Below are 18841 nucleotides of genomic sequence, written 5' to 3'. Positions count from 1 at the left end.
GAAACGCCCTCTCGCTTTATGTCTGCGGGTCGATCCAGCCTATGTTGCCGTCATCCCGGCGATAGACCACATTCAACCCAGCTTTACCTTCGTTCTTGAAGATCAGTACAGGCGAGCCCGCAAGTTCCATCTGCATAACAGCCTCACCGACGCTCAAAGATGGGATCTTTGTTTCCATCTCGGCAACGATCACAGGTTGTAGCGTATCCGGCTCTGCCTCATGTTCTTCAGCTTCAGGCGCGAGGATATACGAGGAAGCCCCCAAAAGTTCAACCGGTTCGACTCTTTCCTTGTGGTGATCTTTCAGACGGCGCTTGTAGCGGCGCAGCTGTTTGTCCATTTTTTCGGCACAACCATCAAAGGCTGCATAGATTTCTGTCGCATGTGCCTTGGCCTGAGCGGTCAGCCCGGTGGACAGGTGTACGGTGGTTTCACACATGTATTCATGCGCGTGTTTTGAAAAAGTGATTGTCGCGTCAGTCGGTCGGCCGGCGTATTTTTCTAAGACATCGCCAAGTTCGTTTTGGACATGAGTTTGCAAAGCATTGCCAACGTCGATGTGTTTTCCGGTGATCTGATAGCGCATCCTGTCTCCTTTTCGATGACATGTCGGACCACGAGCTTTATCCGCCCGTTATCAGTTAGGTCCGAATGCTGGTAATCGACATATGCGAACCTTGCTTCAGACCTGGCCTTGGTAAAAAGGCCGCTTTGGTATCAGCGGGGGTTTTAGCAAATGTCATACTCAGCATTTGAGTATTCCAACCGCTGAGAGTCAATGATCCAAGTCAAAATCGCGGTATTTTCAACGCGCGCGATCCCGTTTCGGCGGGCGTTTTCTCGCCCCACCCGTGTTATGACGGACAATAAATCTTCAGGAAATAAAGGGGTATCGGCGCGCTTTATGCGCGATAGGATCAGCGCTGGTTGACCCTAGGAAATTCGGAAGTTTTCTCCGAGATAGACGCGGCGCACGTTTTCGTTTTCCACCACTTCTTCCGGTGTGCCGGACATCAGCACCTTGCCGTCATGCAGAATGTAGGCGCGGTCCACGATTTCCAGCGTTTCGCGCACATTGTGGTCGGTGATCAACACGCCAATGCCGCGCTTTTTGAGGTCGGCCACCAGATGGCGGATATCCCCGACAGAGATCGGGTCAACACCGGCGAATGGCTCATCAAGCAGCAGGTACTTGGGGTCAGCCGCCAGACAGCGGGCAATCTCCACACGGCGGCGCTCGCCACCGGAGAGCGCCAGCGCAGGCGCACGGCGCAAATGCTCGATGGAGAACTCAGAGAGCAGCTCTTCCAGCCGCTCGCGGCGCTTGAGCCGGTCTTTGTGGGTGATGTCGAGAATGGCGGTGATGTTGTCTTCCACCGACAGGCCACGGAAGATCGACATTTCCTGTGGCAGGTAGCCGATGCCCAGCTTGGCGCGGCGGTACATCGGCAGGGTGGTCACGTCGCGCCCGTCGATGGTCACACGTCCCCCTTCAGGCACCAGCAGGCCCGCAACCGCATAAAACGTGGTGGTTTTGCCTGAGCCGTTGGGGCCAAGCAGCGCAACAACCTCACCGCGCTGAAGCTCCATGGAAAAGTCGCGGATCACCACGCGCTTGCGATAGGCTTTGCGCAGGCTCTCGACGCGCAGACCGGAATCGCCGTCGGTCACGGAAAGGGTGGGTTTGGCCATGTCTTATTCCGTCTTCAGCACAGTTTTCACCCGCCCGGTCATGCGCGCGGTGTTGTTCTGAAGGTTGAGGACCATACGGTCAGCAGAGATGGTTGTGGCGGCCTGATTGACGGTCACGTTTCCGGTCATCACCACGTCGCCGCTGTCGATGGAATAAACAGCTTCGTCCGCTTCGGCGGCGTCCGGCCCCTGCACCAGCAGTACGTTGCCTTGTGCCACCAGTTTGTCGATGCCGCTGTTGTCGGGCAGGTAATGCACGTTCACCTTATCCGCGGTCATGCGCATGTCCCCTTGGGAGATGTCCACATCCCCTTCAAACACGGCGCTGCCATCAGATTGGTTCACAGACAGGCTTTCAGCGGTGACCTCAATCGGCAGGCCGGTGTCCTGCTGGCTCTGGCCAAAGCCAAGCTGCAGCCCCTGAGCTGTACCGATTGCCGGCATAAGCGCCAGCACACCAATCAAAAGCGCGCGGTAAAGAAGCACAGGTCACCTCATTGTCTTCTGCGGTGTGTATACCAGTCGCACACCTTTTGTGAAAAACAAATATATTTCATTGTTTTCGCCCGATGGGCGCAGGGCCATCCGGCCCGCCTGAAGCTCGCCCAGCGCACTTTCGGCTGTCACCTCACTGGTGGTGTCGGCGCGGGCTTCTTCGAGACCAAATGTCATGGCCTCTGTCTGGATGGTGTAGCCGGTGGAGGTCAATATCTCCACGTCGCCATCCAATAACAGCTCCTGAAAACGGCCATCCATTTCGCCTTCTTTGGCGGTCACGGTGATCTCTGTGCCGCCGCCGATCGACAGCAACGCGCCGACATTCTGCGCAATGATGCGCGAGGGGTCTTCCGCGTCCGGATGGGCGGTTTCGGAGGTCACGGTGATATCGTGGCCATGATCGGTTTTGCCTGAGAAATAAGGCGCGGTGATCTGACGATCCCGCAGCCTTTGTTCCAGATCGACATCCGCGAAGGGAATGGCGCCTTCCAGATCAACCTGTTTTGACACCAGAAACAGCGTCGACAACAGGCCAAGTGCCGCAAGTGGCAGCAGCACTTTGAGCCATGCCACAAGAGTGGAATATGTCAGGCGCCGTCGCAAATTGTATCAGCCCAGACCGGCACGCAGGCAGTCATGGATGTGCAGCAGGCCCGCAGGGGCGCCGTCGCCCTCAGGATCCACAACAAACAGGCAGGTGATCTTGCGCTGGTTCATGATGCCAACCGCCTCTTCAGCCAGCGCACCGGGTGCGATGGTCTGCGGCGCGGCGGTCATGACTTCGGTTGCGGTACGCTCTAGCAGGCCATCCATATGGCGACGCAGGTCCCCGTCTGTGATGATGCCGAGCAGTTTGCCCGCGTCATTGGTGACCCCAACCACGCCAAAGCCTTTCTGGCTGATCTCCAAAAGCGCATCGCTCATGGCGGTGTGCTCGCCGATCACCGGCAGGGCGTCACCGGAATGCATCAGATCCCGCACGCGCGACAGCTGCGCCCCCAGCTTGCCACCAGGGTGGAACTCGCGGAAGTTTTCCGGCGTGAAGCGGCGGTGCTCCATCAGCGCCACAGCCAACGCATCGCCCAGCGCCAGCGTCATGGTGGTGGAGGTGGTGGGCACAACGCCGGTGCCGCAGGCTTCCTGCGCCTTAGGTAGAATGAGGCCGATGTCACTTTGCTTGATCAACGTGGAGTCCGCACGGCTGGCAACGCCGATAAGCGGAATGCTGAAGCGGCGGGTATAAGCCACAAGGTCGGCCAGCTCCGGAGTTTCGCCAGAGTTTGACAGCACCAGCGCCACATCGCCCTGCGCCATCATACCCAGATCACCGTGGCTCGCCTCTGCCGGATGCACAAAATGCGCCGGTGTGCCTGTGGAGGCAAAGGTCGCGGCAATCTTGCGCGCGATGTGGCCGGATTTGCCCATGCCGGAGATGATCACGCGACCCTTGGCAGACAGCAGCAGTTCGACCGCATCGCCGATCTCCGCTCCGAAGCTCTCAGCGAGCAGGCGCAGCGCCTCGGTTTCGATGGATACCACACGGCGTGCGGTTTCCAGAAAGGTTTGCTTGTCGGCATCCGTCATGTCGCAGGTCCTTTAGTGTGCAAAAATGTCTTGTTCCGGCCAACCGGCCAGATCAAGGCGCGCGCGCATGGGCAGGAAGTCAAAGCAGGCCTGCGCCATCTCTGTGCGGCATTCCCGCGCCAGACGCTCGTTCAGCTTGTCGCGCAGGGCATGCAGGTAGAGCACGTCAGAGGCGGCATAATCGAGCTGTGCCTCGGTCAGGCTCTCCGCCCCCCAGTCGCTCATCTGCTGCTGTTTGGAGATATCCACACCCAGCAGCTCTTGCAGAAGGTTTTTCAGACCATGGCGGTCGGTGTAAGTGCGCACCAGCTTGGAGGCGATCTTGGTGCAATAGACCGGCGCTGTCAGCGCGCCAAAGGCGTGGTACATCGCGGCGATGTCAAAACGTCCGAAGTGAAACAGCTTCAGAACATTCGGATCTTCGAGCATCTTTTGCAGGTTTGGTGCGCTTTTCTGTCCTTTGGCCACCTGCACCAGATGGGCGTTGCCATCCCCGCCGGACATCTGAATCACGCACAGCCGGTCGCGATGCGGGTTCAACCCCATGGTTTCACAGTCGATGGCCACAACAGGGCCAAGATCAAGCCCGTCGGGCAGGTCGTTTTGATAGAGGAAATTTGCCATAGGTGCCTCGAGTAATCGGATGCCAAGCACTTACGGCTTTCGCGCCTGTGTTTCAATGTTTTGCGGGGGGTACGTTTCCAGAGTCTAAACTGCGGCCAAATGCCTTGATGACAGTGGCGCGACGCTTGGATCACGTCTTTACGAAGGTTTTTTGACGCCCTACATAGCGGTTCATGGATTTTCGCACCCCGCTTTCTGTTGATGAAGAGCTTAAAATGCTTGTTGAATCCCGCGCCCGCGAGGCTGGGCCACGGGTTGAACGTGTGGAGCAGGGCGGGCAGGTGTTCTGGATCAAACGTCCGGAAAAGCTGGATCTGCGGTTTCGTCTGCAAAAAGGAAATCCGGAAAGGGCCTTCATGCGGGAGCGCCAGGCCTATCATGAGATGAATGCAGTGCAGGCCCCTGTGCCGCAGGTGGTGGCGGATGGTCCTGATTTTCTTGTGCTGCCCGATTGCGGCAAGGATCTGCGACACCGGATGGCGTGGGAAGAGGGCGACGGGCATCGCCGCGATCTTCTGCTCAACGCCAGCCAGTCGCTCGGCGCGTTTCACACCTTGGGCTTTGCCCATGGCCGCCCCAGCCCGAAAGACATGTGTCTTGTGGAGGACAAGGTGCTACTTCTGGACTTTGAGCGCTATCAGATCAAAAACAACACCCCCAAAGGGCAGGCGCGGGATCTGGTGATCTTTGCCTTCAATGTTGCGGCGAATTCGGCGCAGATGCGTCCGGCGCTTGGCGAAGCAATGGCGGCCTACCGGAATGCTGCGCCCAGCGGCATTTGGTGCATGTCACAAGAGTTGTGCCGACGCCTGAAATGGGTCGACTGGCTGACAAAGCCGATCCAGATGCGCCCCGGGAACAGGTCGCGAGAGATCAAGGCGATCCCCTTTGTGATGGATCTGTTTCTCGCCGACGCCTGAGCATTTGGTTGAAAATGTTCTATGTTCACAAATGCATGAAGTGGACGATACCGCTGCGCCCTTAGCTTGACTGGCGCAAGTCTGACCACCTATGCGGAATGATATATTAAAGCCGGTCAATCCCAGACCGAAAGTATCAAGCTTCTGTCCGCGTCTGTCATGCCGCTGTCACTGCCTCAAGGTTAACTTGTTGCACAATTATGCAGCTCTCTGTGTGTGCTCTTTGGGGGGGCATGGCGCAGCGCATTGCTGTTCTTTCCGAATTTGACCCATATGGAGGTTCGCGTTCCATGAATGTATTGAAGCTTTCCACTGCATTGCTGTGTGGCACCGCATTGGTTTTCCTGTCCGCCTGCAAGGAAGAAGAGACCACCGTCGCAGAGCCGGTTGTGCGTCCTGTCCTGTCCATGGTTGTGGCCGATGTTGAGTCGGTGCTGAAATCGACCTATCCGGGTCGCGCCATTGCGTTTCAGGAACTGAACATCGGCTTTGAAGTGCCCGGCAAACTGTTTGCGCGCCCTGTCGATGTGGGGTCTGAGGTCGCGGCAAATGATGTGCTCGCCATTCTGGACGCCAAACCCTACGCCGCGCAGGTGCGTGCGCTGGAGGGACAGCGCGCCGCTCTGATCGCCAATCTGGAGAACGCTAAGGTTGAGCTGACCCGCCGCGAGGCTCTGCTGGAAAACGACTTCGTGTCTCAGGCCAATGTCGATGATCAGATCGCTGTAGTGCGCTCCACCGAAGCCAGCATCGAAGCGGTCGAAGGCTCTCTGGATGGGGCGCGGCTGAACCTTGAGTACACCACCCTTCATGCGCCGTTCAGCGGACAGGTCTCTGTGACCTATGTTGACAACTTCCAGAACGTAAACGCCCGCCAGCCGGTGGTGCGCCTGCTGGACACCTCCCGCATCAAGATGGAAGTGGCCGTGCCGGAGAACCTGATCAATCTGGAACCCTTTGTGGACAGCATCGAGGTGGAATTTGCCAGCTTGCCCGGCGTAAAAATTCCGGCGCAGATTGCCCATGTGGGGCATGAGGCCTCCACCACCACCCGTACCTATCCTGTGACCATCATCATGGACCAGCCAGAAGGTGACCACATCCAGCCCGGCATGGCAGGCTACGCGACCGCAAAGGTGCAGCTGCCCGACAACTGGGCCGAGACCGGCATTCAGGTGCCTGCAGGCGCTGTGTTCTCCCCCAACAAATCCGCACCGGAGGACACTTTTGTGTGGGTGATTGATCCGGACACGCTGACCGTGTCCAGCAAACCGGTTGAGGTGCGCGCGTTCAACGACCGCGGCCTGCTGGTGGATGGTCTGGTACAGGGCGACCGTGTGGTCACCGCCGGCGCCAACACCCTGACCGCAGGTCAGCAGGTACGCCTGACCGAGGTTGAGGGGTAAGACCGATGTCGCTTGCTGCAACAGCGGTCAAGAACCGCACAGTCACATATTTTGCGCTGGCCCTGATCCTTGTGATCGGCGCGCTGTCCTACTTCCGGCTGGGCCAGCTGGAAGATCCCGAATTTACGGTGAAAACCGCGCTTGTGGTCACGCAATACCCCGGCGCCAGCCCCACAGAAGTGGAGCTGGAAGTCACCGATCCCGTTGAGGGCGCCATCCAAGAGCTGCCCGAGCTGAAGTTTCTGACCTCCTATTCCCATGCCGGTCTTTCAATCGTGAAGGTGGAGATCAAACAGGAATACTGGGCGGATCGTCTGCCGCAGGTCTGGGACAAGCTGCGCAGCAAAATCGGCGATTTGAACGGTCTGCCTCCGGGCGCCGGCACCCCCAATGTCATCGATGACTTCAGCTTTGTGTATGGCTTTGTGCTTGCCATTACGGGCGATGGCTTCACCTATGCGGAGCTTGAAGAATACGTCAAAGACATCCGCAAAGAGCTGAACCTTGTGGAAGGTGTTTCCCGGGTTGAGACCTGGGGCCTGCAGCCCAAAGTGGTCTATCTGGAAGCCTCCGAGCAGCGTCTGCTGGATCTGGGCCTGTCCACACAGGATTTCATCGCCACGCTTAACCTGCAGAATCAGGTGGTGAACGCAGGCGCGCTGGAAATCAGCAACCGTCGCATGCGGGTGTCCCCGACCGGCGAATTTGAGACCGTGGAAGACATCGGAAGCCTGCAGCTGCGCAGCGGACTGCAAGACCGTATCTTTGATGCGCTGGATGAGCTGGATACCGGCATTCCTCTGCCCATTGAGCGCACCTCCGAAGTGCTGCGTCTGCGCGACATCGCCGAGATTTCCCAAGGCTATCTGGAACCCGCGTTGACCGAGATGCGTTATGACGGCCAGCCCGCCATCGCGCTTTCCATTGCCAATGTCTCCGGCGGCAATATCGTCGACACCGGCCGCAACCTTGATGAGAAACTGGCGGAGATCAACGCGACCCTGCCAGTGGGTGTGGAGATTCACCGTGTGGCCTGGCAGAGCGATCTGGTCACCACGGCAATCGACTCCTTTATCATCAACCTTGGTGAGGCGGTTCTGATCGTTCTGATCGTTGTGGCTGTCTTCATGGGCTGGCGCATGGGTCTGATCATCGGTGGCGCGCTGCTGCTGACCATTCTGGCGACCTTCATTGTGATGGTGGTGCTGAAAATCGACCTTCAGCGGGTGTCTCTGGGTGCGCTGGTGATTGCGCTGGGCATGATGGTGGACAACGCCATTGTTGTGGCCGACGGCATGGCTGCACGTCTGAAGGCGGGGATGGGCCGTGTGGAAGCGGCGGTCAAAGCTGCCTCAGAGCCGGGGATTGCGCTTTTGGGCGCGACCTTTGTGGCGGTGATGGCCTTCTACCCAATCTATGCCTCCACCACCAGCGCCGGTGAATATGCCGGATCGCTCTTTGTGGTGGTTGGCGTGTCGCTCCTGCTGAGCTGGGTCATTGCCATGACCATTACGCCCTTGATGTGCATCGACATGGTGAAAGCCCCCAACACCGATGGGGAGCAGAGAGAGGCAGTGATCCTGCGCGTCTTCCGCGCTGCGCTGACGGCCTGTCTTCGGGCCCGTGCGCTCACCGCGCTGGTGTCTGTCGCGCTTCTGGCGACCTCGATCTATGGCTTCTCCTTTGTGGATCGCCTGTTCTTCACAGACGCGACTCGTCAGCAGTTCATGGTGGATATCTGGGCCGAAGAAGGCACCACCATCTCCCATACCTCAGAACTGGCCAAGCGCGTCGAACAGCGCCTTGACGGGGATGATCGCGTGGCCGGTGTGGCAACCTTCGTTGGCTCCGGTGGTCCGCGCTTCTACCTGCCGGTGGATCCCGAGTTCCCCTATGCGAGCTACGCGCAGCTGGTGGTGAACACCACGAGCCTTGATGTGGTCGATGATCTGATTGCGGATCTCGACCCATGGGTGGGTGAGGCCATCCCTGAGGCCATGGTGCGTGTGCGCAAATACACCGCCGGTCCAGGCAACACTTGGCCGTTTGAGGCGCGCTTCAGCGGGCCTGCCAATGCCGATCCGGAAATCCTGCGGGATCTGGCGGAGCAGGGCATGGCGATTCTGCGGGCCAACCCGCACGCCAAGGACATCCGCAGCGATATGCGCAACCGCGTGTCCAAACTGGTGCCGGAATACAATCAGGTGACCGGCATCTGGACAGGCACCTCGCGCAGCGACATCGCCAATGCCTCGCTTCTGGCTTACGACGGGGTGCCTGTGGGCCTCTATCGTGACAAGGAAGACATGCTGCCCATTATCCTGCGTCGCACCGAAGAAGAGCGTCAGACCGTGGCGCGCGACTTTGGCAACATTCAGGTGACCCCGGCGTTCTCCACCAAGAACCTGCCCATGTCGGTTGTGACCGATGGAGTCTCGGTGGAGCTCGAAGACCCCACCATTGTGCGCTGGAACCGCCGCCGTGCGGTGGCCGTTCAGGCGAGCGCGCATGAGGTGACCCTGCCCAGCCTCGTGGAAGAGGTTCGGGCCGAGTTTGAGGCGATCGAGCTGCCAGCGGGCTATAAGATGGAATGGCGTGGGGAAACCTACAGCACGGCGGATTCTCAGGACTCCCTGAAGCCCGGCTCTGCCCCTGCCTTGGTGATCATGGTCTTTATCGTGGTGGCGCTGTTTAACGCCTTCCGTCCGGCCTTGGTGATCTTCACCGTGGTGCCCTTCGCTTTGATCGGGATCACCGGTGGCTTGCTGCTCTTTGGCCAGCCGTTCTCCTTCATGGCGCTTTTGGGGGCGATGAGCCTCGTGGGTCTGATGATCAAGAACTCCATCGTGCTTTTGGATGAGGTGAACGCCAATCTTGAGAAAGGCATGGATTCGCTCAATGCGCTGATCGAGGCCGCTGTGTCGCGTCTCAACCCGGTGCTGCTGGGGGCGGCAACAACGATCCTTGGGGTGCTGCCGCTGTTGCAGGACATCTTCTGGATCGCCATGGCCACCACAATCGCAGCTGGCCTGACCATTGGCACATTGATCACCATGTTCATGGTGCCGGTGTTCTACGCGCTGATGCATGGCATCAAAGCGGGCCGCAAAGCCTGATCCACGCGGCACTCATCCGCCGCAGGACAAACTGAACTGATCTTAAACCGTCTGGTGCCTTTGGGAGCCGGGCGGTTTTTTGGTGTGGCGACTTCTCACCTGTTTGCTCTAATTTATTGAGAGAAATTCCGAGCTGGTGAACAGATAGGAGGATTCGCTTTCTCCCCCTAGGCGGATTTTGATGATTAAATCGGGTGTCTTCTCTACTACCTCGTACTCGGTGCCAGGTGGGAGGATACCGCACAGCCTTTGTTTCGTGAGGTAATCAAGCATCTGGTCCTCCCTGGAGGTGATCGCGTATACCAGCTTGGCGTAGTCATCAGGCGTCACACAGGCAGGCGCCTCGCCCTTCAGTATGTCAGCGTGGGCTGAGCCTGAGAGTAGCGCCGTTGTGATGCAGGCTATTGCAAAGGTCTTCTTCAAATTTCAGTTTCCTTATACGGCAGATCGCAGCCAAAAATAGGTGCTATTCCATGACTTTAGGCTAACAGTAACCTATCGTTCTGGGGAAGGTATTTGTGCCTCTGTAGGGCTTGTATCGCAGTTTTTGTTGCGGATAGCGGAGCGGAAGACGTCGAAGCGCTGGGCGCAAAACACAAAAAAAACCGCAGTAAACTGCGGCGTTTTTGCGAACCAATTTTTCAGAAGAAAATTGGTGCCCAGAAGAGGACTCGAACCTCCACGTCCATACGGACACTAGCACCTGAAGCTAGCGCGTCTACCAATTCCGCCATCTGGGCACGGGTTGGTGAGGCAGGCATTTAGACCTGTGCGGGGGGGGTGTCAACGCGATTCTGGAAGTTTTTTGAAAAATCTCACCAGCGCGTTTGCGGAATGCAGATCGGGTGGCGCGGCGATCTGTTGCAAAGGCTCTAATTGACTGGGTTTTCTTGTCGCGGAGCCCGCCTTGAAGCTTGTTCGGAATCAGCCTGAACGATATTTCTTTCGGGAAGGCTCGGTAAGCGGAGGTCCCACCATGTCCAAACTTGTCACCATTTTCGGCGGTTCTGGTTTTGTGGGGCGTCATATTGCGCGGCGGATGGCCAAAGAAGGCTGGCTGGTGCGTGTCGCAGTGCGTCGCCCCAATGAGGCGATGTTTGTGAAACCCTATGGCTCTGTGGGCCAGGTCGAGCCGGTGTTCTGCAATGTGCGCGACGATGCCTCCGTGAAAGCAGCGCTGCTGGGCTCTGATGCGGTGGTAAACTGTGTCGGCATTCTGGCGGATCGCGGCAAGAACACCTTTGATGCGGTTCAGCATGAGGGCGCGGAACGCATTGCCCGCATCGCGGCGGCGGAAGGCGTGGCACGTATGGTGCAGCTCTCAGCCCTTGGTGCCGACAGCGACAGCGCCAGCCAATACGCCCGGACCAAAGCCGCAGGCGAAAACAGCGTGTTGCAGCATATGCCCAACGCGATGATCCTGCGCCCTTCGGTGATCTTTGGGCAGGACGATGAATTCTTCAACCGCTTTGCCTCCATGTCGCGCATGGGGCCGGTGCTGCCGATCATGGGCGGCGACACCAAGTTCCAGCCGGTCTATGTGGATGATGTGGCCCAAGCGGCTGTGATGGGCATCACAGGCGATGTCAGCGGCATCTACGAGCTGGGCGGGCCGGAAGTGAAAAGCCTGCGCGGCTGGATCGACGAGATGCTCACGGTGATCCACCGTCGCAAACTGGTGCTCAACCTGCCTTTTGGTGTGGGCCGTATGATGGCCTTTGGGTTTGGCCGTCTGCAAAAGCTGACTCTGGGGCTGTGGCACAACTCCGTGATCACTGCAGATCAGCTGATCCTGCTGCGCAGCGACAATGTGGTGTCTGACGGGGCGCAGGGCTTTGAGACCCTGGGCATCACCCCCCTGGCGCCCGAAGCAGTGATGGCTGACTACCTCTGGCGGTTCCGCCCCTCGGGCCAATATGACGCCATCAAGGATTCCGCGCGCAATCTGAAAGTCTGAGGCCATCTGTCCTAAGCTCATATGTTGGCAAAGCAAAAAGGCGCCCTTGGGCGCCTTTGTTGATTGCGGATGTTGAGGGGGGCGGCGGTTTAGGCGACCTCCACCCAGTCTTCATCCTGCGCGCGCTCGGCTTCCTCGCTGGCCGCTGCCTGCAGGATAAACCCGTTCACCAGCTGCGACATGGCCTCTGTGTCACGCTGCATGGAGCCCATGGCGGCGGCGGTCTGCTCCACCATGGCGGCGTTTTCCTGTGTCACGCTGTCAAGCTGGGACAGTCCCTTGGCGATCTCGGTCAGGCCGCTGGACTGCTCACGCGCAGAGGTGGCGATTTCCGAGCTCAGGCTGGCGGCCTGCTCCACGTCGGAGACAATGGTGCCAAGGGCTGAGCCAGCGCGGTCCACCAGCTCCACACCGCGCTCCACAAGGTCGTTGGTGTCTTTGATCAGGTCACTGATCTGCTGGGCGGAATCGGCCGCACGCTGGGCCAGACTGCGCACCTCGGAAGCCACCACGGCAAAGCCGCGACCGGCATCCCCTGCACGCGCCGCTTCGACGCCTGCGTTGAGCGCCAGCAGGTTGGTCTGAAAAGCAATCTCGTCGATCAGGCCCGAGATGTCGGAGATCTTGGCGGAGGCTTCTGCAATCTCGCGCATGCAATGCACGCTTTCCAGCACCACACTGTGGCCGCTCGCGGCGTTGGAGCGGGTGGCGGAGACCACGCGGTCCGTGTCTGAGGTGGCGGAGGTGGAGGCCTGCACACTGGCGGTGATTTCATCCACCGAATGCGCGGTTTGCTCCAGCGTGGCGGCCTGCGCCTCGGTGCGCCGCGCAAGGCTGTCTGCGGAGTCGTTGACCTCGGTTGCGGTCAGGTCGAGATCCACCGTCGCATCCTTAATGGTTCTGATGATGTCGCCCATCGTCAGCATGAGATCGTTGAAATCGATACGCAGCTCGTTGAAGCGCGCCGGATAGTCGCTTTCTTCCGGGCTTGGAATGGGCTGGGACAGATCTTTGTTGGCCATACGCGACATGGCGGCATTCAGATGGCTCATGGCCTGTTCCCGCTCTGCCCGCTGCGCGGTGAAGTAGGACTCAATCACCAGATTGGTATCGAGCGCAAAGGCACGGGCTAGCGCGCCAAGGGCGCGGCTCGGATCTTCGCTGCGGCGGCGCAACCAGGAGCCGCCGAGCCGCTTCAGCAGCAGGCTCTGAATATGGGTGGAGGCGCGCGCGTAGCCTGAGAGGTAGAAATCAAACGGCAGCTGGATGCGGTAATGTACCTGACCGATGGTTTCTGCGGATTGCAGGTAGGCCGGTTCGAATTCGCCGCTCAGCAGCATTTCCCAATGCTCTTTCTGGCGCGTGCGCGCGTGGTTGAGGATGTCCTCTGTGGGGAAGAACCGTGCCACTTCGGCTTGGTTTATCGCGAAGGTGTAGAAATCCTCCAGAACGTCATCAAGCAGTGGCGTGACAATCCGCCCGGCGTGTTTGAGAGCTTCTAGATCTGCGCCAGTGAGTGAAAAATGTTCGAGCTGTGCTGAGATATTTGTAGTCATGTCATCTAATCATCGTGCTGTGCGAGGATGACATAAGCGGCCCAAATCCTAAGGAACTGTATAGGATTTCAAAACTGTACGGTTCAGTTTTTGTTGCTCCCAGTTTTGCAAAACATATGTAGAATATACATATATTTCAGTATGATAATTTTGATCGACGATAAAAGGTGCAGCTCGGAAACTCCATTGGAAGCAAGGTGGCCTTAGAGCCTTAACAAACAAGTGGTTTAGATCGACGCCTTGCAAGAAACATCTTAGAGTTGCGAGGAAAGATGGATAATAATCGCACTTGTTATTTCTGCCAGTTTCGCCAACCTACTCAGAAGTATAGGCGGGGATGAAAGTGCATAAAATTTTATGCACCCCCACCCGACGCAAAAGCTATTGATTAATCAGCGGATTTTTCTTTCAGCGCTTTTTCGATTTCGGCCAAACGACTCAAGACCTCATCGCGATAAGTGCCGGTCTCTGCCTCTGCTTCGACGTGATGGGCGTCCTGCATGGAATTTACCACCAGACCAACCACAAGGTTGAGCACCACAAAGGTGGTCAGCAGGATAAACGGTACAAAGAACATCCACGCATAGGGGTAGATCTCCATCACCGGGCGCACGATGCCCATGGACCAGCTTTCCAGCGTCATGATCTGGAACAGCGAGTAGCCGGATTTGCCCAGCGTGCCGAACCAATCGGGGAAGGCGGTGCCAAAGAGTTTGGTGGCCATGACCGCGCCGATATAGAAGATCAGCGCCATCAACAGAAAGACCGAGCCCATGCCGGGCAGGGCATTGATCAGCCCCTCGATCACCCGCCGCAGCGACGGGGCGACCGAAACCACACGGAGCAGGCGCAAAATCCGCAGCGCCCGCAAGACCGCCAGCCCCTGAGCCGCCGGCACCAGCGCAATCGCAACAATCACGAAGTCAAAGACATTCCAGCCATCGGTGAAAAACCGGCCGCGCTGCACATAGAGTTTGGCCGCGATCTCGCCGACAAAAATCGCCAGACACAGCCCATCCAGGGTGATCAGCAGCGGACCCATGGCCTCCATCAGCGGTTTGGAAGTCTCCAGACCCAGAATGACGGCATTGAAAAGGATCACGCCGAGGATGGCGTTCCGAAAGGTCGGGCGCTCGATGATGGCGCCGATTTTGTCACGAAGGCTCATGAAGATGGTCTCAAGGTTGCGCGTGAAAGTCTATCACGCGCTTTCATATGGGAGGGGCGTGGGGTTTCGCAACCCGCACGCCCCTGAGGAGATTGGTAAAGTTGGGCGCAGGGCCTCTTGGTTCTAAGCCGCGGGTTACGGTTTCCAGCCCGGAGGGCCAAACAGGCGGCCAAACAGCTCGCGCCCGGATTTGGCGCGGGTGATGTCACGCCACAGGGCGGGCAGTTCGGAGAACCAGACTTTCACCGGGTTCCGGCTGTCAAAGTCGGTGGTCAGCCCATAGCGCGGGCGCTCCTCTTCCACCTGAAAGCTGCCAAAGATACGGTCCCAGATGATCAGGATACCAGCATAGTTCTTGTCGATGTATTTGTCGTCACAGCCATGGTGCACGCGGTGATGAGACGGCGTGTTCAGCACCCATTCCAGCGGGCCCAACTTGCCGATCAGCTCCGTGTGCAGCCAGGTCTGATAGGCCAGCACAAGGATCACGGACCCCAGCACCAGATCCGGGCTGAAACCGATCAGCACCATCGGGACATGGGCGATGAAGGACCACAGGCTTTCCAGCGGGCCAAAGCGCACCGCGGTGACGATATTATAGTCGCGGCTGGAGTGGTGCACGGCGTGCTGGGTCCACAACAGGCGCACGCGGTGGGCGATGCGGTGCTCCCAATAATAGGTGAGGTCCGCAAGCAGAATGGCGGCAACAATCCAGGGCCAGGTCGTGGGCAGATGCCAGCTCACCACCGTGTCGCTGAACACATAAAGCCCCACATAAAGCGCCGTCATCATGCTGGCTTCCACCAGAATGTAAGGCACCTGTGTGGAGGCGCTGGCGAGCATCTCAAGCCAGGTTTTGCCTTTCAGCGACCCTTTGAACCAGGCTTCTGCGATCTCGATCACCAGAATGGCAATGCCGATGATGAAAAACACCTCATCCACTTGCTGGGCGAGCTCCATAAAGCGTTCAGGCAGCATCATTTGTCTCCTTTTGTGTTAGGCTCAGGGCCCATTAATCCTGCTACGCTGGCGCCAAAATCGCGAAATATCAGGGGGTTGGTGCGCGCTGGGAATAGTGGGACTATTTGCAAGCGTGCCGAACCGCTGAGATGAAGCGATTTTGACGTCTTCGATTTGACGGATTTTCTGACTGGCCGTTGTCTCAAGATCTTGAAATAGAACCACTATTCCTTCGACCTTGATCCTAGCCAGTCCGAAAATCTGTCAAACCAGCGTAGCAGGATTAATGGGTCCTGAGCCTAAGGCTCAGGCCGGATGTGAGGGTGCGCCATGTGAGCGCGGCGGCCTCCTCTGCGGTGGCGTCGCCATCGCGCACAACCGCCCAGGCGGCATAGGTGAGGGTCTCAAAGGCCTGCACAATCCAGGCTGTCGGCACAGCAGCGTCAAAGCCGCCCTCTGCCTTGGCGGCCTCAACCGCTTCTGCCAGCTCCTCTAGCTGCCGGGTGTAGGCAGCCAGAACCTCCGGCACATGGTCCAGCGGCTCATTGGCGAGAAACATCTGCCGGTCTGCCAGCGGGATCATTGCCTCAAGGCTCAATCGCAGTGCCTCGGTGTGGCTTTCGGCGTCCTGCGTTTTAGCTTCAATCGCAGCATCCAGCTCTTTCATGGCGGCCATGGCCAGCGCGGCCATCAGCTCTTCGCGCCCTTTGTAGTGGCGATGCAGCGTGGCCCGGCCGATCCCGGCCTCATCCGCCACATCCTGCAATGTGGCCGTGGGGTTAGCGGAAAAGACGGTAAAGCCCGCCTCGATGATTTTGGTGTCTGTGCCATACGTCATGAGACATAGATGTCTCATTTTTGGCAGATGTCAAGGGAGGCCCAAAAATGCGCAATTTTCGGGTCGCTCTATGGCCGAGCTCGGCCTAGGGTGAGCGCAAGATGAGGAGATGCGCCATGAACGACATGACCGAAGGCTATCATTACAATGTCATGCGCCGCGCGATCGAGCTGATTGATCAGGGCGGCGAAACCATGTCTCTTGAACAGCTTGCCCAAGCCATGGGCATGAGCCCGGCGCATTTCCAGCGGCTGTTCACGCGCTGGGCCGGGGTTTCTCCCAAACGCTTCCAGCAATATCTCACCCTCGGCCATGCCAAAGTGCTGCTGCATGAGCATTTCACCACGCTGGACACGGCCAATGCCGTAGGCCTGTCAGGCTCAGGCCGCCTGCATGATCTCTTTCTGCGCTGGGAGGCGATGAGCCCCGGCGATTACGCCAAGCGCGGCGAGGGGTTGACGATCTACTGGGGTTGGTTTGACAGCCCCTTTGGTCTCTCGCTGGTCACCGGCACCGAAAAAGGCATCTGCGGCATCGGCTTTGCGGCGGAGACGGGTGAGGCGGAAACCATCGAAGATCTCTTCTCCCGCTGGCCCAAGGCCAATTTTGTCGAAGACCCGATGTTTTTGCGCCCCTGGGTGCTCGCCGCCTATCAGGCAGAGCGGGCCGAACTGGATAAGGTGCCGGTCTATATGATCGGCTCGGCTCTGCAGATCAAAGTCTGGGAGGCGCTGATGCGCATTCCGTCGGGCGAGGTCACGACCTATTCCGAAATCGCGCGTGTGATTGGCAAGCCCAATGCCGTGCGCGCTGTGGGCACCGCGGTGGGGCGCAATCCGGTGAGCTGGCTCATTCCCTGCCACCGCGCCATGCGCAAATCCGGCGGTTTGGGCGGCTATCACTGGGGCCTGCCGGTGAAACGGGCGTTGCTGGCCTATGAAAGCGCGCGCGCTGAGGCTTAAGCGGCGCGTTCAAGACCCTTCACAAAGCGGGGATTTCGGCGTCTATTCGCCGACTTCGGGCGGCAAAACGCTTGGGCGCGCCGCGTCGATCGCATATATTGAGCCTCAACAGCCGGCAGAACCGGCGATCAAGTAAGTTATTGAGGCTTTGACATGAAAAAATTCACCCCGTCCTGCTGCGCGCTGTCTTTGGTGGCTTTAGCCGCCTGTACCGATCCGAATTATGTGACCGGCGGCGGCACCGATCCCCACCGTCAGACCAAGAGCGGCGCGATCATTGGCGGCGTTCTGGGCGCGGGCCTTGCGGCGGCAACCGACAGCAACATCGCAATCGGCGCAGCTCTTGGCGCGGGTGTCGGCGCCGTGGTTGGCAGCGAGCTGGACAAACAGGAAGCCGAGCTGCGCGCGCAGCTGGATGACGATGTGCGCATCGAAAACACCGGCGACCGCCTGATTCTGACCATGCCGCAGGACATCCTCTTTGCGGTGGACAGCTTTGAGGTCAGCAGCTTCCTGAAAGACGATCTGGCCAAAGTGGCCAGCAGCCTTGAAGCCTACCCGAATTCCACCGTTCAGATTCTGGGCCACACCGACAACACCGGCAGCGCCAGCCACAACCAGACCCTGTCTGAGCGCCGCGCCAATGCGGTTGCCGATGTGCTTCTGGAAAACGGCGTGTCGGTCTCCCGCATCCAGACCATCGGTCGCGGCGAGGACCAGCCGATTGCCTCCAACCTGGACGAAGCGGGCCGCCGCCAGAACCGCCGCGTGGAGATCGTGATCCTGCCGTCCAGCGTGTGATCTGACCCTTTCCAGCGCGGATCTCTGCATTTGCGCACATAGTTTGTTGAAAGGCGTCGCTTGTGTGCGGCGCCTTTTGTCTTACCTTATCCTTGTGTGAACAAGGAGATCTCAGATGCCTCATAAACTGCTTGGTCTGTCCGGCGCGTTGCGCAGCGGCTCCACCAATCGACTGTTGCTGCGCGAAGCGGCGCGTCTTTACGGTGCGGCTGATTATGTCGAAGCGGATCTCAACCTGCCGCTCTATGACGGGGATTTGGAAAGCGAGAGCGGCCTGCCCGAAGGGGTGAACACCCTTGTGGCGCAGATCGCGGAGGCCGATGCGCTGTTGATCTCCACACCGGAGTATAACGCGGGTGTCACCGGCGTTCTGAAAAACGCCTTGGATTGGATCAGCCGCCATTCTGAGAAACCAATGGTGGGCAAACCCACGGCGCTGATGAGTGCAGCCGCTGGCCGTGCAGGTGGAGTGCGCGCCCAGACCATGTTGCTCAGCTGTCTGGTGGCCTTCCGGCCCCGCATCGCGCTTGGCTCTGAATTTGGTCTGGCCAACAGCAGCAACGAGTTTGATGCGAATGGTCGGTTGACCAGCGAGCATTACACCGCGTCCCTGACCGCCTTGATGGAGGCGCTCAAAGACGACGTCGGGCGCGGTCAGTAAGGCGAGGCAGCATCGTGCCACAACCGTGCAACGCGTGAAAGCGGTCTCATAGGCCCGCTCCCGGCCCTGGGTGGGGGTGAAGCCCCCTCCCGTGGGGA

At 58.7% G+C, this 18841-nt stretch carries 18 protein-coding genes and 1 tRNA gene; 7 read left to right on the top strand and 12 right to left on the bottom strand.

Going from position 1 to position 18841, the window contains the following annotated elements; all coding sequences use genetic code 11:
* Window positions 1-16: 16 nt before the first annotated feature.
* The 6 genes from raiA to J7412_RS00630 all read right to left on the bottom strand — a co-directional run bounded on the left by raiA (window position 17) and on the right by J7412_RS00630 (window position 4398).
* The gene (gene raiA, locus J7412_RS00655; RefSeq protein WP_209057912.1) at window positions 17-586 is read right to left on the bottom strand and encodes a ribosome-associated translation inhibitor RaiA; all 570 of its coding nucleotides are present in this window, start codon (window positions 584-586) and stop codon (window positions 17-19) included.
* A gap of 347 nt (window positions 587-933) precedes the next feature.
* On the bottom strand, window positions 934-1692 hold the full coding sequence (gene lptB / locus J7412_RS00650; protein ID WP_209057910.1) for an LPS export ABC transporter ATP-binding protein: 759 nt from the start codon (window positions 1690-1692) through the stop codon (window positions 934-936).
* Between the two features lie 3 nt (window positions 1693-1695).
* On the bottom strand, window positions 1696-2178 hold the full coding sequence (lptA, locus tag J7412_RS00645; protein WP_209076083.1) for a lipopolysaccharide transport periplasmic protein LptA: 483 nt from the start codon (window positions 2176-2178) through the stop codon (window positions 1696-1698).
* Between the two features lie 3 nt (window positions 2179-2181).
* Window positions 2182-2793: an LPS export ABC transporter periplasmic protein LptC gene (gene lptC, locus J7412_RS00640; RefSeq protein WP_209076077.1), complete on the bottom strand. Its 612-nt coding sequence runs from the start codon at window positions 2791-2793 to the stop codon at window positions 2182-2184.
* Window positions 2794-2799: 6 nt separating this feature from the next.
* A complete protein-coding gene (locus J7412_RS00635) occupies window positions 2800-3774 on the bottom strand; it encodes a KpsF/GutQ family sugar-phosphate isomerase (protein WP_209076075.1) in 975 nt (324 codons plus the stop codon).
* 12 nt (window positions 3775-3786) lie between these two features.
* Window positions 3787-4398 (bottom strand): ribonuclease D, encoded by a 612-nt coding sequence (locus J7412_RS00630; RefSeq protein WP_209076073.1) that lies wholly within the window; start codon window positions 4396-4398, stop codon window positions 3787-3789.
* Window positions 4399-4613: 215 nt separating this feature from the next.
* On the opposite strand from J7412_RS00630, the gene J7412_RS00625 reads away from it, so the two are divergent.
* The 3 genes from J7412_RS00625 to J7412_RS00615 all read left to right on the top strand — a co-directional run bounded on the left by J7412_RS00625 (window position 4614) and on the right by J7412_RS00615 (window position 9840).
* Window positions 4614-5318: a hypothetical protein gene (locus J7412_RS00625; RefSeq protein ID WP_209076071.1), complete on the top strand. Its 705-nt coding sequence runs from the start codon at window positions 4614-4616 to the stop codon at window positions 5316-5318.
* Between the two features lie 290 nt (window positions 5319-5608).
* On the top strand, window positions 5609-6724 hold the full coding sequence (locus J7412_RS00620) for an efflux RND transporter periplasmic adaptor subunit (RefSeq protein WP_209076069.1): 1116 nt from the start codon (window positions 5609-5611) through the stop codon (window positions 6722-6724).
* A gap of 5 nt (window positions 6725-6729) precedes the next feature.
* On the top strand, window positions 6730-9840 hold the full coding sequence (locus J7412_RS00615) for an efflux RND transporter permease subunit (protein ID WP_209076066.1): 3111 nt from the start codon (window positions 6730-6732) through the stop codon (window positions 9838-9840).
* A gap of 108 nt (window positions 9841-9948) precedes the next feature.
* Here the strand turns inward: J7412_RS00615 and J7412_RS00610 are convergent, their stop codons facing one another.
* Both J7412_RS00610 and J7412_RS00605 read right to left on the bottom strand, forming a co-directional pair.
* Window positions 9949-10263, bottom strand: a complete 315-nt coding sequence (locus J7412_RS00610) for a hypothetical protein (RefSeq protein WP_209076064.1) — start codon at window positions 10261-10263, stop codon at window positions 9949-9951.
* A 230-nt stretch (window positions 10264-10493) separates the two neighbouring features.
* A tRNA-Leu gene (locus tag J7412_RS00605) sits at window positions 10494-10580 on the bottom strand.
* Window positions 10581-10816: 236 nt separating this feature from the next.
* Here J7412_RS00605 and J7412_RS00600 point away from each other — a divergent pair.
* The gene (locus tag J7412_RS00600; protein WP_209076062.1) at window positions 10817-11797 is read left to right on the top strand and encodes a complex I NDUFA9 subunit family protein; all 981 of its coding nucleotides are present in this window, start codon (window positions 10817-10819) and stop codon (window positions 11795-11797) included.
* Between the two features lie 89 nt (window positions 11798-11886).
* On the opposite strand, the gene J7412_RS00595 is transcribed toward J7412_RS00600, so the two are convergent.
* The 4 genes from J7412_RS00595 to J7412_RS00580 form a co-directional block, all read right to left on the bottom strand.
* Window positions 11887-13353: a globin-coupled sensor protein gene (locus tag J7412_RS00595; RefSeq protein WP_209076060.1), complete on the bottom strand. Its 1467-nt coding sequence runs from the start codon at window positions 13351-13353 to the stop codon at window positions 11887-11889.
* Between the two features lie 388 nt (window positions 13354-13741).
* On the bottom strand, window positions 13742-14521 hold the full coding sequence (locus J7412_RS00590) for an ion transporter (protein WP_209057893.1): 780 nt from the start codon (window positions 14519-14521) through the stop codon (window positions 13742-13744).
* A gap of 135 nt (window positions 14522-14656) precedes the next feature.
* Window positions 14657-15499, bottom strand: coding sequence for a sterol desaturase family protein (locus J7412_RS00585; protein WP_209076058.1), 843 nt, complete (start codon window positions 15497-15499; stop codon window positions 14657-14659).
* A 265-nt stretch (window positions 15500-15764) separates the two neighbouring features.
* A complete protein-coding gene (locus J7412_RS00580; RefSeq protein ID WP_209076055.1) occupies window positions 15765-16319 on the bottom strand; it encodes a TetR/AcrR family transcriptional regulator in 555 nt (184 codons plus the stop codon).
* 116 nt (window positions 16320-16435) lie between these two features.
* Between J7412_RS00580 and J7412_RS00575 the strand changes: the two genes are divergently transcribed.
* The 3 genes from J7412_RS00575 (at window position 16436) to J7412_RS00565 (ending at window position 18743) form a co-directional block, all read left to right on the top strand.
* A complete protein-coding gene (locus J7412_RS00575) occupies window positions 16436-17281 on the top strand; it encodes a bifunctional helix-turn-helix domain-containing protein/methylated-DNA--[protein]-cysteine S-methyltransferase (protein WP_209076053.1) in 846 nt (281 codons plus the stop codon).
* Between the two features lie 153 nt (window positions 17282-17434).
* On the top strand, window positions 17435-18082 hold the full coding sequence (locus J7412_RS00570) for an OmpA family protein (protein ID WP_209076050.1): 648 nt from the start codon (window positions 17435-17437) through the stop codon (window positions 18080-18082).
* Between the two features lie 115 nt (window positions 18083-18197).
* Entirely contained in the window at window positions 18198-18743 is a 546-nt protein-coding gene (locus tag J7412_RS00565; protein ID WP_209076048.1) for an NAD(P)H-dependent oxidoreductase, read from the top strand.
* Window positions 18744-18841: the final 98 nt, after the last annotated feature.

Source organism: Shimia sp. R9_3 (assembly GCF_017743755.1).
GTDB lineage: Bacteria > Pseudomonadota > Alphaproteobacteria > Rhodobacterales > Rhodobacteraceae > Shimia.
This window is presented reverse-complemented; position numbering and strand designations above follow the sequence as displayed.

What these genes read in the sequence shown, in the direction of transcription:
- raiA (WP_209057912.1), bottom strand. Translation starts at nt 586, where the DNA reads ATGCGCTATCAGATCACCGGAAAACACATCGACGTTGGCAATGCTTTG.
- lptB (WP_209057910.1), bottom strand. Translation starts at nt 1,692, where the DNA reads ATGGCCAAACCCACCCTTTCCGTGACCGACGGCGATTCCGGTCTGCGC.
- J7412_RS00635 (WP_209076075.1), bottom strand. Translation starts at nt 3,774, where the DNA reads ATGACGGATGCCGACAAGCAAACCTTTCTGGAAACCGCACGCCGTGTG.
- J7412_RS00630 (WP_209076073.1), bottom strand. Translation starts at nt 4,398, where the DNA reads ATGGCAAATTTCCTCTATCAAAACGACCTGCCCGACGGGCTTGATCTT.
- J7412_RS00625 (WP_209076071.1), top strand. Translation starts at nt 4,614, where the DNA reads ATGCTTGTTGAATCCCGCGCCCGCGAGGCTGGGCCACGGGTTGAACGT.
- J7412_RS00620 (WP_209076069.1), top strand. Translation starts at nt 5,609, where the DNA reads ATGAATGTATTGAAGCTTTCCACTGCATTGCTGTGTGGCACCGCATTG.
- J7412_RS00615 (WP_209076066.1), top strand. Translation starts at nt 6,730, where the DNA reads ATGTCGCTTGCTGCAACAGCGGTCAAGAACCGCACAGTCACATATTTT.
- J7412_RS00600 (WP_209076062.1), top strand. Translation starts at nt 10,817, where the DNA reads ATGTCCAAACTTGTCACCATTTTCGGCGGTTCTGGTTTTGTGGGGCGT.
- J7412_RS00595 (WP_209076060.1), bottom strand. Translation starts at nt 13,353, where the DNA reads ATGACTACAAATATCTCAGCACAGCTCGAACATTTTTCACTCACTGGC.
- J7412_RS00590 (WP_209057893.1), bottom strand. Translation starts at nt 14,521, where the DNA reads ATGAGCCTTCGTGACAAAATCGGCGCCATCATCGAGCGCCCGACCTTT.
- J7412_RS00585 (WP_209076058.1), bottom strand. Translation starts at nt 15,499, where the DNA reads ATGCTGCCTGAACGCTTTATGGAGCTCGCCCAGCAAGTGGATGAGGTG.
- J7412_RS00580 (WP_209076055.1), bottom strand. Translation starts at nt 16,319, where the DNA reads ATGACGTATGGCACAGACACCAAAATCATCGAGGCGGGCTTTACCGTC.
- J7412_RS00575 (WP_209076053.1), top strand. Translation starts at nt 16,436, where the DNA reads ATGAACGACATGACCGAAGGCTATCATTACAATGTCATGCGCCGCGCG.
- J7412_RS00570 (WP_209076050.1), top strand. Translation starts at nt 17,435, where the DNA reads ATGAAAAAATTCACCCCGTCCTGCTGCGCGCTGTCTTTGGTGGCTTTA.
- J7412_RS00565 (WP_209076048.1), top strand. Translation starts at nt 18,198, where the DNA reads ATGCCTCATAAACTGCTTGGTCTGTCCGGCGCGTTGCGCAGCGGCTCC.